General features: G+C 55.0%; 17 protein-coding genes. 13 read left to right on the top strand and 4 right to left on the bottom strand.

Features of this window, described 5'->3' with window-relative positions; all coding sequences use genetic code 11:
• Positions 1-15 precede the first annotated feature (15 nt).
• The 11 genes from AB3N21_RS13840 (at position 16) to AB3N21_RS13790 (ending at position 7,155) form a co-directional block, all read left to right on the top strand.
• Entirely contained in the window at positions 16-1,344 is a 1,329-nt protein-coding gene (locus tag AB3N21_RS13840; RefSeq protein ID WP_367935760.1) for a hypothetical protein, read from the top strand.
• A gap of 612 nt (positions 1,345-1,956) precedes the next feature.
• Positions 1,957-3,150 (top strand): tyrosine-type recombinase/integrase, encoded by a 1,194-nt coding sequence (locus tag AB3N21_RS13835; protein ID WP_367935759.1) that lies wholly within the window; start codon positions 1,957-1,959, stop codon positions 3,148-3,150.
• Positions 3,147-4,067: a hypothetical protein gene (locus AB3N21_RS13830; protein WP_367935758.1), complete on the top strand. Its 921-nt coding sequence runs from the start codon at positions 3,147-3,149 to the stop codon at positions 4,065-4,067. Before AB3N21_RS13835 ends, AB3N21_RS13830 begins: the two co-directional genes overlap by 4 nt.
• Before the next feature lie 176 nt (positions 4,068-4,243).
• Complete coding sequence (locus AB3N21_RS13825; RefSeq protein WP_367935757.1) at positions 4,244-4,429, top strand: helix-turn-helix transcriptional regulator; 186 nt, start codon at positions 4,244-4,246, stop codon at positions 4,427-4,429.
• Positions 4,430-4,540: 111 nt separating this feature from the next.
• Complete coding sequence (locus tag AB3N21_RS13820) at positions 4,541-4,912, top strand: hypothetical protein (RefSeq protein ID WP_367935756.1); 372 nt, start codon at positions 4,541-4,543, stop codon at positions 4,910-4,912.
• A gap of 100 nt (positions 4,913-5,012) precedes the next feature.
• Positions 5,013-5,234, top strand: a complete 222-nt coding sequence (locus AB3N21_RS13815) for a hypothetical protein (RefSeq protein WP_367935755.1) — start codon at positions 5,013-5,015, stop codon at positions 5,232-5,234.
• 2 nt (positions 5,235-5,236) lie between these two features.
• Positions 5,237-5,539: a hypothetical protein gene (locus tag AB3N21_RS13810; RefSeq protein ID WP_367935754.1), complete on the top strand. Its 303-nt coding sequence runs from the start codon at positions 5,237-5,239 to the stop codon at positions 5,537-5,539.
• Positions 5,529-6,056 (top strand): hypothetical protein, encoded by a 528-nt coding sequence (locus tag AB3N21_RS13805; protein WP_367935753.1) that lies wholly within the window; start codon positions 5,529-5,531, stop codon positions 6,054-6,056. The genes AB3N21_RS13810 and AB3N21_RS13805 overlap by 11 nt, the downstream gene beginning before the upstream one ends.
• 146 nt (positions 6,057-6,202) lie before the next feature.
• Positions 6,203-6,646, top strand: coding sequence for a DUF5681 domain-containing protein (locus tag AB3N21_RS13800; RefSeq protein WP_367935752.1), 444 nt, complete (start codon positions 6,203-6,205; stop codon positions 6,644-6,646).
• A complete protein-coding gene (locus AB3N21_RS13795; RefSeq protein ID WP_367935751.1) occupies positions 6,643-6,873 on the top strand; it encodes a hypothetical protein in 231 nt (76 codons plus the stop codon). Before AB3N21_RS13800 ends, AB3N21_RS13795 begins: the two co-directional genes overlap by 4 nt.
• A gap of 99 nt (positions 6,874-6,972) precedes the next feature.
• Positions 6,973-7,155, top strand: a complete 183-nt coding sequence (locus AB3N21_RS13790) for a hypothetical protein (protein ID WP_367935750.1) — start codon at positions 6,973-6,975, stop codon at positions 7,153-7,155.
• Positions 7,156-7,456: 301 nt separating this feature from the next.
• On the opposite strand, the gene AB3N21_RS13785 is transcribed toward AB3N21_RS13790, so the two are convergent.
• From AB3N21_RS13785 to AB3N21_RS13770, 4 genes are all read right to left on the bottom strand, one after another.
• A complete protein-coding gene (locus AB3N21_RS13785; RefSeq protein ID WP_367935749.1) occupies positions 7,457-8,059 on the bottom strand; it encodes a DUF922 domain-containing protein in 603 nt (200 codons plus the stop codon).
• A 902-nt stretch (positions 8,060-8,961) separates the two neighbouring features.
• The gene (locus tag AB3N21_RS13780; RefSeq protein WP_367935748.1) at positions 8,962-9,183 is read right to left on the bottom strand and encodes a hypothetical protein; all 222 of its coding nucleotides are present in this window, start codon (positions 9,181-9,183) and stop codon (positions 8,962-8,964) included.
• Between the two features lie 220 nt (positions 9,184-9,403).
• Entirely contained in the window at positions 9,404-10,021 is a 618-nt protein-coding gene (locus AB3N21_RS13775) for a hypothetical protein (protein WP_367935747.1), read from the bottom strand.
• Positions 10,022-10,126: 105 nt separating this feature from the next.
• Positions 10,127-10,555, bottom strand: coding sequence for a thermonuclease family protein (locus AB3N21_RS13770; RefSeq protein WP_367935746.1), 429 nt, complete (start codon positions 10,553-10,555; stop codon positions 10,127-10,129).
• Positions 10,556-10,732: 177 nt separating this feature from the next.
• Between AB3N21_RS13770 and AB3N21_RS13765 the strand changes: the two genes are divergently transcribed.
• The gene (locus AB3N21_RS13765) at positions 10,733-11,164 is read left to right on the top strand and encodes a hypothetical protein (RefSeq protein WP_367935745.1); all 432 of its coding nucleotides are present in this window, start codon (positions 10,733-10,735) and stop codon (positions 11,162-11,164) included.
• Positions 11,164-12,246 (top strand): hypothetical protein, encoded by a 1,083-nt coding sequence (locus AB3N21_RS13760; protein ID WP_367935744.1) that lies wholly within the window; start codon positions 11,164-11,166, stop codon positions 12,244-12,246. Before AB3N21_RS13765 ends, AB3N21_RS13760 begins: the two co-directional genes overlap by 1 nt.
• Positions 12,247-12,408 lie beyond the last annotated feature (162 nt).

Here is a 12,408-nt window from a genome sequence, read left to right as displayed (position 1 = left end):
GTCCCCCGCGTTCGATTGGAAGCCACGAGAGCTCTAGCGGAGCTGATCAAGGCTGGTGATCGCAATGCCGTCGACCGCCTGCTGGTGTGGATCAGCCAAAAGAAGTTTGAAAGTGAGGTAATCCTTGGCCTCAATATCATTGAGGCTTTTAACTTGGGTGCCTATTTCGCGTTTGATGAGGTGTGGAACTCCGTGAATGCCGCGTCACACCTATCTGACTGGCTTATGAAGGCAAACTTTGCTCAAGCCGATAGGCTATTCCCATTCAGATACGCTTACGCTCCTCCAAAGAGAGCGGAATTGCCGGAGGCGGTGCGCCGCTCGTTTTCGGCCTTCAATGGCGTGCCGCAGATGTTTCATTCCCGCCTTTCCCACCTGGAAGAGCAATCGGGACTGCCCTTCTGTAAGCGATGGCAACATGAGTGGGAGTGGCTCCAAGCAGGGGAATTTCGGAACCAGGGAAATCCTTCCTACTTCTTCCAGGGCGACCGCAAGATAACCGGGCAATTCGACTTCGCAGATCGTGAGACTTACGTTTCGGCATATCTGCGGACGCTTTCCTTTGCCGCTTCCGAATGGGGGCTGCCTCACTCGATAGCCGAGCAACATTCGCGAGCGGCCCTAACCTTGAATCGCGGCCTCGCAGGGGTTGCGCCAGTAGACCGACCCGGATGGTCGGATGGCATTCTGCTAGGCGAACGTGACCCCAAGTCGGTTGCATCAGCCATTTGGGCTGCGGCTTCTTCAAGTGCCGCTCCGGGTCAAATGCTCGCGGCCCTACGCGCCGTCGAGGTGGGCGAAACCGGCTATGCGGTGTTCGAGTTTGATGTTGTAACCGGCAGCGCCGCTGCATTAGCAAGCCCAGATGAGCCTGATGATTGTCGATGGTCTTATCTGGCTAATCCTGCTCGCTACGAAGGCGGCTTCTATTCCAGCCCAGATATCGGTTTTAAACTAAAACCAAGAAGGCTTTGCGGCAATGCTATAACGCTTGATGTTGGGCGCGCTTTGGTGGACCTCGTTCCGCATGTGTACCTACCTTCGCCTCACGCGGATCAACCAAGATCGGAGGTTGCCTGCCTTGAAAGCGGAATTGAAATGCAGGCTGGTGGATCGCCTATCGCCTTCTGGGAGCACTGGTATAGCGATTGGGAACCCGCCTGTCCTCGTGAAGCGCAAAATCTAGTTGGCTACAAAACCACTGTGAAGCGCGATTTCGTCGAGGCCTTTTGCGGAGTTAACTCTCTTAAAACCGCTGTATGGTGCAGCGTGAAATCAGGCACACGGCAATACCGCTACTCAGAGTTTCAAGATCGGGAAAAAGGCTTCTGGATCGACATTTAATCCAAAGAGAAATGCCCTTAACGGCCTTTTGCACGTACTGCAGCGAAGGTCCGCAATCCGCCCGATTCATTAGAATAACAACGCGTTCTTGCGCAAATAGTAAATGCGAAGCCTGCTCCGCTGCACCTGTTTTGGGGCAGCGGGATTTGGACAAGCCAAACGCCCCTGGCCATCAGGGGTAAGGCGCTGCCTTCCCCCTCGGGCAACCCTATTAGACAACACCGTGTCCTCGGCTACGTTTGCGGGCCGCACCACTATTGTCGAATAGCATTGCCTCGCCCCCATCCGCGTTCGCCACGTGGCAGATCAGCAGGAACAGGCGCCTTCGGCGTCTGATCTGCAAATCAGCCCTGATTTTCCCAATGGAGAAGTCAGGATCATTGAAAACGGTCTAGGTGCTGGATGAAGGATGTGAGGCGAAAATGGAAAGGTTCTGTCGCTGGTGGCAGAACTATGTGTCGCCTGACAAAAGACCAAGTGGCGGACCGAGGAGCAGCCCAACCTGATTGCCAACCTATGCCATGCACTGAAAAACATTAAGTAAATACAGCAACCTTTGTGTTGTGCGCTGCCATGTGTGGACATATATTGACCTAAAGAATGTTGGGTAGAATGGCAGGCAAACGCAAAGGCAAACATCCGCAGAACGCCCTGACACCACCGTTTGTTCGGTCGGCCAAAGGACCGGCGTTGTATGCGGATGGTAACGGCCTGTACCTCAAGGTGGATGAAAGCGGCGCCCGTCGCTGGATTCAGCGCCTGGTGATCCGGGGGAAGAGGCGAGAGATTGCCATCGGTCCGGTGTCGCTTGTGTCGTTATCCAGCGCGAGGACAGCAGCGCTTGATCACAGGAGAGTGGCGCGCGCTGGTGGTGATCCGTTGGCGGATAGAAGAAAGGCGGCTGAGATCCCGACTTTTGAAGAGGCTGCCCGTGAAGTGCACAAGGCCAACCTGCCATCATGGCGGAACAAGAAGCACGCGGCACAATTTATCAGCACGCTTGAAACGTATGTGTTTCCGTCTTTCGGCAAGACCAGTGTAGCCGAAGTGGATGGAACGAATGTGCTGGCGGCGCTCCTGCCCATCTGGAACGATAAACAGGAAACAGCGCGCAGGGTTAGGCAGCGCATAGGTACGGTTCTCAAGTGGGCGATTGCAAAAGGGTGGCGCGGCGACAATCCGGCTGAAACCGTCAAGGCGGTGCTGCCGAAGCAGGACAAGGCGAGAAAGAAAAAACGCAAGGCCCTGCCATACTCTCAAGTTGGGGATTGCATCCGCGCTGTGCAGTCGTCTGGTGCTGATCCCTCAACAAAACTGGCTGTTGAGTTCCTAATCTACACGGTGAGCCGTTCCATTGAGACGCGGGCAGCGCTTTGGAATGAAATCGACCTTCAAGACTGCGTCTGGACGGTGCCTGCAGGTCGAATGAAGGAATCCGAAGAGCATCAGGTGCCGCTCACTGACCGCGCAGTAGAATTACTCGAACAGGCACGAAGGTTGCACAATGGCGAACTTGTTTTCCCCGGCAGGAATATCGGAAGACCATTGAGCGATGCCACGCTTTTAAAGCTGGTACGAGAGCAGGGCTTTGACTGCGACGTACACGGTTTCCGAGCTTCATTCAGAACATGGGCGCAGGAGCAGACCAATTTTCCGCGCGAGGTTTGTGAAATGGCTCTGGCTCATAAGGTCGGAGACGACACAGAAAACGCCTACGCAAGGTCTGACCTGTTCCAGAAGCGGCGAAAGCTCATGGAGGCTTGGTCAGATTACATACGCGGCGGTGGCGAGGACCAAGCAGGATGAAATCGGACCCCAACAGATATTATCCGCCGGGATACTGCGGCACGTACGAATTGATCGAACGTGCCTATTTCCATTTGTATCCAGCAGCGAACCGCGACTCCGAGCTAATAGAGGCGTCCCTGAGGTACATTAACTTAGAGGATGACATTGAGCGGAATAACCGGCGGCTCGAAGCATATGGTTTGCCAAAGGAAGTAGAGCGAGAGCTTCGCCGTGAAATCGGCACTCTAGTGACCGAAGTTGCTCTATGCCGCTGCGTTGAAAAAGCGATAACGGAAATGCTGTACGATCCTATTCTTTCGCTGTTTCCGCCATTCCCCGAGTTTGAGTTCATCCATTTTCCGTTAGCGGGATACGAGTATGTGATTGGTAGCACTGGCACAAAGCCGGATTGGCTTGAGCACCAAACCCCGCCCTATCACATTATTGAAATAGGCCGCACAAGGCTACGCGCGGTTACGGGACTGATAAGAGACAGCCTGATTGCCCAAGAGTTGCGTTGTTTCATTGCAAGTGGAGAAGTAGGAATTGTGGAGTTGGAAAACGGGAATATCTGGCTCAACGATGAAATTGCGATCCGAGCGATTGAGACCGGCAAAGTTGATGGCTCACTGGCGCTAAAGAACAGAACATCACTATCAAATGTCACCTTGATTTTCGACAGCGAAGAACTGAAACGGCGCTTTCCGAAACGCTCTACGGAATCCAGTCAAGTGCGTGATGGCCAAACTCTGCCCGACAAGATTGCCCGAATCCTGCTGCGCATGTTCCCTGACGGCATGCCAGAACCTAGACACGGTAGCGTGTCGCCAATAAAGGCGGAAATTGCCGATGAAATTGGAGAGCCACAAATCTCTGACGGCACTTGGCTCAGGGCTAAGAATGAATACAAGGCACTGTTAGCCGCCAAAGACTAAGCCAAGACACCACCAAACCAGCCAAACTTGCCGCCACACGCGCCCAAAACACCGCCAACTTAGAAAGTTTCATTGGCTGCATTGATTGTATTTTCAAGGGCTTAGGCATGCCTACTATTGCTAACCATTGAAGCCGCAGGACATTCGTTGCCAGCGGCAAGCGATGGAGCAAAGCGATGGTGGAGAAGCACTACCGCCGCAAGGATGTGGAGGATCTGACGGGCCTTTCCGGTCGGCAGATTTACCGCCTTATGGATCAGGGTGATTTTCCGCGCCCTGTCAAAATGTCCCAGAATATCGTGGCTTGGAAGGAAGGGGACTTAAAGTCCTTTCTGGAAAGCCGGGAAGCAACTGCCGCTTAGGAAAGGAAAACCCCCACCCGCAACAGGCACGGGCAGAGGCAATTCTTTTCGGCTAGCACCATGAGAATAGTCTCAACCCCGTTGCCTTTCAACCTCGAAAGGAAATGCGGAATGACTACCAGTACCAACAACACAGCCCCTGAGCATCCGCCAGCAAATGCGCTGCGTGTGTATAGCTGGGCAAATCTGCCCAACCTAACTGCGCCCGCACTCTACCGGGTTACAGATCCTAGCCAGGAGCCCCGCGAAATCTGGGCATCGAAGCACAAGCGGCAGGTCCTTGAGGGGCTGATGCAGTCGCCCATCTACGCGGCCAGCTACTGCCGCCTATCGGATCAGGTGCTACCTCTGCGGCGCGACGACGGTGTGAACATCGAATGCAAGATGTACCAGAATGATTCCGACACAGGGCGTCAGCGATACGGCGTCTATGTGCTGGTCTCCAAGGTCGAACTGGTTAGTGAGCGCGGGGTGGCGGCATGAGGACCCGCGACCTCCAAATCATCACCCTTCGCCGCAAACACGGCTTGACCGAATCTGCCGCCAGGCTGATCGCTGCATTGGCCTACGGGGAGGCCCGCTCATGACGGCCCCTATTCAATTGAGCGAAAATGAGCAAATCAGGATCGAGCGCAAACCGAGGGGGCAAAAGCCCCTTCGGGACCGCGATGTGGTTGACTTTCGCATTTGGCGCAAAACGAAGCTCAGCTATCGCCCGACCAAGCAGGGCGTGACCTTTGACTTCGCGTTGTTGCCCATGGTGCTTGAAGCGCTGGCCCTCACCCGAGACAAGGGGGAGGTGTAGCGATGACTGACGATCAACCTGCAAATTTGCGGCCTCGCGTTACAGTCAAACAGGCTGCTGAACTCATGAACGTGTCAGAGCGTAGTGTCTATTTGGCGAGGGCGGTCAACCGCCTTCGTCCTGACCTGGCGACCGAGATTGAGGCGGGCCGACTTTCCATCAACGAGGCGCACCGGATAGCCACCGGAAAGTCCAAACCAACTTGTTGGGATCGGCTGGTGAAAGCCTGGAGCGCGGCAAGCCCTGCAGAACAAAAGCGCTTCTACTCAATGCTTCGTCAGCAGGAGGGTTGTGATGGGGCGTGACAGGAAAAACGAGCAGCGCGGCGAACACTGGACCAAGCTTGTTCGGAACATGATGGAGACACCCGCTTGGCGGGCGCTCTCCCCCGTGGCGCAGGCTCTCTATCCCTGGCTTCGACTGGAATGGCACGGACCAGACAACAACAATAATGGCAGGATCGGGCTGAGCGTGCGGCAGGCGGCAGAACGGCTTGGTGTAACGCGCAATACAGCCGCCAACGGGTTCCGCGAACTGCAGGCCAAGGGCTTCATTGCAGTCACCCGACCCCCAAAACTTGGCGATAGCGGCGTCGCCTCTTCACCGCTGTTTGAGCTTACAGAGATTTCATTGCCAACTTCGCGCAGGGATGGTGGTCGCAGGCTCTACAAGCAATGGTCGGAAGGTGCAGACTTCCCGGTCGTCAAAGCTCCCATTCACAATCCCATGGGCACCAACGGAAAAGAAAAACCCCGTCATCAAAATCGTGACGGGACCGTCGTAAAATTTGCGACGGGGAAAGCGGAGGCGGCACAAAAATGATGACGGCCCGTCTCAAATATTGTGCCGAAAACACCCCATTTCAGCAGGGCTGCCGTCGCAATATTCGTGACATCCTTATCCTACCAGGGGGTCTGGGGGAAACGGACACCTTCCACACCGACAATCAAACAAACGAGGCATGAGCAATGACGGATGAATCCGAACGAAAAAACGTGGCCAATACGTACACGGATGAGAATGGGAAATTTGCACAGGGCAACCCGGGCAAACCTCGTGGTGCACGGCACAAGGTAACGTTGGCCATCGAGGCGTTGCTCGAAGGTCAGGCGGAAGCGCTGACTGAGAAGGCCGTGGAAATGGCTTTGGCTGGCGACACAACTGCCATGAGGCTGTGCATGGACAGGATCGCGCCCACGAGGAAGGACGCACCGGTCACATTTGACCTACCACCTATCAAATCCGCTGAGGACGCCTCAGAGGCCGCACAGGCGGTCCTACAGGCTGTTTCGGCGGGCGATATCACCCCGCTGGAAGCAGGCGCCGTCATGGGGCTCGTCGAGCAGTTCCGGCGGGTCATGGAAACAACCGAGCTTGAGCGCCGGATATCAGCATTGGAGGAACGGAAATGAGCATCAAGCAAAGAATCCAGAAGTTAGAAGATGCCCACGGCGAGGGGCTTGTTATCTACATCACGGACCCATTCAGGGCAGATGAAGATCCTGTAATCCGACAGGCAGTTGTCGGTGGGCGCATACTCGAACGTAAGCCGAGCGAGGAACAAGGCGCCTTCACGCGGCGAGCAAACGCTGGAAACGCACCTTTCGTCTACATCGAGTCAGACGCGTGGCAGCTTTGAGAGGGAGCAGACAGCATGAGCATGAAAAACAGAATAACCCGATTGGAGGCGCGGAAGTGTACGCGCAGAAAAACCGCGATGATTTGTTTGCCTCGGGACATGACTGACGAAGACGAGATACGCGAATGGGTTGCCCGCCTCACGTCGCGCATAACTGAGCCATTTGGCGAGTTGATCATCAACGAACTGAACAATTCGGAGCCAAGGCTGGAGTGGTTCGGGGATCTGGATCAGCTTATGGACCATATTGCGAAGAATCCCAAAAGGATCGGGATGGACTAGGTAGATGTGGCCCTGATTGAGGGGTGACAGATTCCGACGACGGTGAGCCTCATCCCAATTCGCTGGCAATCTGGCAGCGAAGGCCAACGGCTTACGGGAACCCCCAATTTCGGGCTTCGACTGGATGCGTTAACTGTTGGCTATCCAGTGAGAACAGCGACCCCCCCCCTGATACTCACATCCCGAGAGGGACTGGCCAACCCCCTCGGGCTGGTCCCTCTTACCTCCCTCCCGATGCTGGCCGGCTTTCAACAAGTCAGCGTAACGCTGGAATCTCGCGGACGTTTAGCTAGCACGACGGCTATTTGATCGTCACATCAAGTTTGACCTTCTGTGCCCGCTTACCGGTTGCTGTGCGGTCGTAATTTGCCTGCTCGGCTTCAAGCCGAGATTTCACTTTTTTCGGCGAGTACCCGGAGTTGAATGCTTTTTGAAGCTCCTTGATCGACTGAGCTTGCGCGTCTTTATCTGTGTTGGCGGCCACCTTAACTTCCAACGCTTCAACCTCTCGGCCAATTTTCTTGGCCACGTTCTCGGTGCAAATCCTGTGCCCCTCCTCATGTGCGCCCAGATGCGCCAGGAACCTCAGCCATTCCTTCTTTGCCTTGTTTGAGAGCAGAGATTTGGACTTGGCATCGAGTTTGGGAAGCTCCGATTGCGCATAGGCCTGAACCGAGACGGTGGTGATTTCTGCGACTGCTTCAAACTTCTTGGTTTTGGGATTCTCCGTCACTGTTCCCGTCAACTTCGGTGACCCAACGGTTATCTTGTACCCTGTTCTACCGGCACGGCGGGTTCCGCGAACCTTGGGGCCGTTTTTCACCAAGTAATTCCAAATCTCTACAAGGTTCTTGCCTTTCACAGGATATGTCTTTGTCGAGAACTTCTTAACAATGGTTGGCATGGGTTCTCCCCGGTAATGCGGAAAAAACTTCACGAGTTATGTGCGAAGGCGCAAAAGCCACCGCCCCACAAAGTACCATGAATCGTGCCAGTTTGCGAATGACCGCAGGCTTGCGACCCGCGCCGCACTTGTCAATTGATCGGCTTTCGCCGCTGTGGCACCCTTTAGGAGTTTACTGTTAGAGCCTTTCTATGGAGGTCTTGAGAAAGGAAGATATAGAATGAGAGAGATTTCAATTCTTGCTGTGGTGCTTACGTTGATTGTTACCGGAGCAGCAGTAGCTGATAACTATGAGCCCCGGGGATCGTGGCGGTACAACTTGGTGATCGAATCTGAAACTGGCGAAGTTAGGCAGTTGCTATTGAGCTCTGCCAGCTACCCGGCAACATGTGTCTCAGGACTACCTGAAGATGCCAAAAAAACTGAACGGTCGAATGGTTATGTTTGGACTGACCCAGATGGAAACCTCGTAAGTTGGTCGAAAAGCGATATTGCAACCGTTAGACACGAAGTGGTTGGATTTAGTTGCAGCTTTGAGCGCAAGCAGAGATAAGCTTAAAAGGCGCCAACCCAACCACAGCTCGGGCGGTGCCGGACAGGCGCGGCCAAATCATATTTGTTTTGCGGGCGTTGTTTTGCAAGAAGCTTAATTTCCGGCTCGAAGACTCACGGGGATTAACGGTGGTCTGATCGGGAATCTAAAGAGGCTTGCCAATTCTCCGTCAAGGTTTTGCCAGTTCCCTGTGCCGTATTTAGGCCAATGGCTGAGCCAAAAGACGCATAGCGCCCATAGTGACGAATGCTGCGCTTGAATAAGGGGTCTGCAATGGCGCTCAAACCGGTCATAGAACGAAGAGTATCCTCGCGTCCCGTAGTCCCAAGGATCGGCCAGCCGTGACATACTAGTCTTCTTTGTCAACTGGATCGAAAACAATGAAGAACTGATGCGCGCAGTAAGCCGCTATTGCGCCAAACAAAACGGCCCAGAACGGGTTGCCGTTCGCCAGTTCAACAATCGCCCATAACACACATGCGGTAACAACAAGAGCCCGTCGCCAGACCGGTATGAAGAAAGCCGACTGGACGTTGAATACATCAAGCAACGAGCGACGCTTCTTTGCCATATTCGCCTCCTGTCTACCTGATTATAGCTTGTGGTCTCACAGGGGAAGCCGGAGGACACGATTGTATCCGCGTCTCGGACCTGATTTCCGCCAGCTTATACAGAGGCGGCGATGAGAAGCACTAACAATCAACTTGGACCAGTCAGATGAGGCTGCTCAGGGCTGGTCCCTCTACAAACTGAGCCCACAAAGACACTCACGATGGTCTTCACGCGGGTTACTAGCAACAGTTCCAGGTGCCGTTGATTTCACATATGTCGCCGTCGTTAGGGCATTCGTGAACGACCTTCCCTCCCGTGCAATTACCTTCGTCGTCTGGAGGGAAGCAGTTGCTGACCGTCCCTTTGTCACAGCAGAGACTATCAGTCGGTTCCAGCATCCCGATAGTAAGGCCTGGCTCAAACGCCTTCGGTGCGGCGCGCAGTCTCCTAAGGTTCTCAGCATCCAGCAGCAAAAGCGGGATCGGCTCAAATAGTTGCGAGGCTGCAAATCGCGAGATTACGCCGTCATCAGAACGAATTGAGCTTCCCTTTTGGTCGGTGACGGTCATGCCCTCATCGCTTCTAGTCACTGCAAGTAGAAGCGCGCCGGAATCGTCCCTCACCTCTGAAACAGACGAGTTTTTCTCTTCGCGGACTATGATGCTGTAGATGTACCCGTCGAGAGAAACTTCGAGGTAGTCCGGGTTCTGACGATCAACTTCGGCTGCAACTTCGCCCCCGTCAGCAGTCCTCAGTAGCGCGCTCTGACCTAGTGAGCTCTCTGCAAATCCGGGTTGAGCGATCATTGTTGTGAGAACTGCACATAGGAAATGCCGCAAGGTATTTTGAATGGCCATTGTTATCTCCAATATACTTTTTTGAATGCTTAGGAGATTAACACAAATGAGACCTTGCTCCTACCTCGGCGACCCATAGGTAGCCATTCGCTACTGCCTCCGGATTTATCTGCAATACTTGGCCCTCTTGAGACGAGACTTTGCAGCCGGTGTTTCAAGGTGCCGATACCGACCACCTGAATACCGGGCGCAATCCAGAGCGTGACCTGCTGCAATCACCGCTGCCCCGATATCCTGCCCACCAGCGAAGCACACGCCTACCCATCGGTCATGGGTGCGTTCGCCATTCAAGTTGCACTCTACGGCCTTCCCGCGCAGGTGGTTCACCATCCAGCGCCGCGCATCGCGGCCTGCGGCTGTGTCCAGTTCGGGGGCATCTACGCCTTGCAGCCTGACAGGCGTTCCCGAAACCACGATAGTATCCGCGTCTCGCACATGCACACCGCCTGCGATAGCGGGAGCGGCCAACAGGGCGATTGCTCCGATTGTTAACGGGATATAACGGGCAGCAATGGACCTCGTGAAACCTGTCATTCCCTCAAGATAAGAACTGGCGCCCGACCATTCAAACGGGGTGCAACAGGGGTCTCCGGGTTCACAAATGTTCCCGCAAATCTGTTGCCTAAATTGGGGTATTATGATACCTCTAGTGTACAGGTTCAGAGCAACAAAAGAGAGGCAGGCACAGTGGGTATTCAGGAGGCAAAGCAGGTGAGCGCCTCTGACGTTGGTGACGGGATTCGACCTGCCACGATAGAGGATATGCCCCGGTTGATGGAATACGCCCGGCGCTTCCATGAGCAAAGCTGCCAGCCCTTTCCGTTTGACGAGGATGCGACCGCCCGAATGGGCGAGATAATGATTGAGGCCCCGCAGTCCACGATAATCATCGGCGAGGCCGGAATGATAGGCGGTGCGCTTTGTCCAGCATATTGCGCCCCGGATTGGGTGCAAGCGGTTGAGCTGTTCTGGTGGGCAGAAAAGGGCGGGATAGCGCTCCTGAAAGCGTTCGAGGATTGGGCGCAAGAGGTTGGAGCAAGTGAGGTTCGCATGACGACCCTTGCCGCTCTTGAGCGCGCAGACCGGCTGCTACGGGGCCTGTCATACGAGCCCGCAGAAATCAGTTACAGGAAGGTGTTGTAATGGCCATAGGGACCACAGGGGCGCTCATTGGTGGCGCTGTTGCCAGTTCGGCAATTCAGGCCGGATCTTCGAGGAAGGCAGCCAAAGCTCAGGAAGGCGCCGCAAACCGTCAAATCGACCTTGAAGAACGGATATACGACGAAACAGTAAATCGGTTCGAGCCCTTCTATGAAGGCGGGCAGGATTTTTACAACGCCTTGCGGTTTGAGCTTCTGGGTGGTGAGCGTCCCATGATGGGTGGCTCCCCGCAGGAAGTTATCGAGTTCACGGGCGCCCCTCCCGGTAGCTACGGTACAATGCCCATTCGTGACGAGTACCGCAGAGACGGTGGAGGCTCGGGTAACGTTCTCGCGGGCATCACGTTTGAAAAAAGGAAGGTCCATTCGGACAACTACCGACGGGGCTGGGAATACCGGGACGTCCCCGTGGATGCTCAGGGGAATCGTGTTCATGAGAGCACTCTCGGTTTCAAGAAGGTCCGCACAGACAAAGGCTGGGAATGGCTTCCCGGCCCAACCACTAATTTTCTAGCCCAACCGAAGTCCCGGTACAAAGTCGGCGACCAGATTTTCGACAGTCGCGAGGCAGCCGAACGGTACGCATCGGACAATCCGACCGGCGGCACGGAATACAGAGGCTTCCAAGAAACGCCGGGCTACAAGTTCGCCTTGGAACAGGGTATCGACGCGATTGACGCCAGCGCGGCCTCACGGGGCAATCTGTTCTCAGGTGCCACGCTTAAAGCCCAACAGCGGCATGGTATCGGTCTGGCCAACCAGGAATATGGCAACTTTCTGAACCGCCTGACGGGTGGTGCTTCTCAGGGTCAGGCGTCCGCTGCCAACATTGCAAACGCCGGGGTAAACTTCACATCCGGGGCAGAGAGCGCTTTAGGCAGAATTGGCAACGCGCAGGCAGCGGGTGCGATTGCGGGCGGCAATGCCTTTACTGGCGGTATCAGTAACGCTCTGGGAACCTGGGGCTATCACCAGTCGCAGAAGGTGCAGCCCAACTTTCTAAGGGCCTCAAACGGTATCCAAGTACCACAGTCCCTAATGACCGGCGTGCAGGGGCTGTTCTGATGGATAGCCGAGCCAACACGTCACCCGAGCCCGGCGATACATGGGGTCAGCTTGTACAGCGGCACGGCCCCGAATGGGAAAGGTCAGTCCGCGACTTTGCCGACTTCATGAACCCACAGGCGCCGGGGAAATCAGAGAGCGCCAGAAAGCTATGCTTGCTGC

Origin of the sequence: Ruegeria sp. (assembly GCF_040830605.1) — a bacterium.
GTDB lineage: Bacteria > Pseudomonadota > Alphaproteobacteria > Rhodobacterales > Rhodobacteraceae > Ruegeria.
Note: the sequence above shows the minus strand (reverse complement) of the source record. Positions and strands in the feature narration are given on the sequence as shown.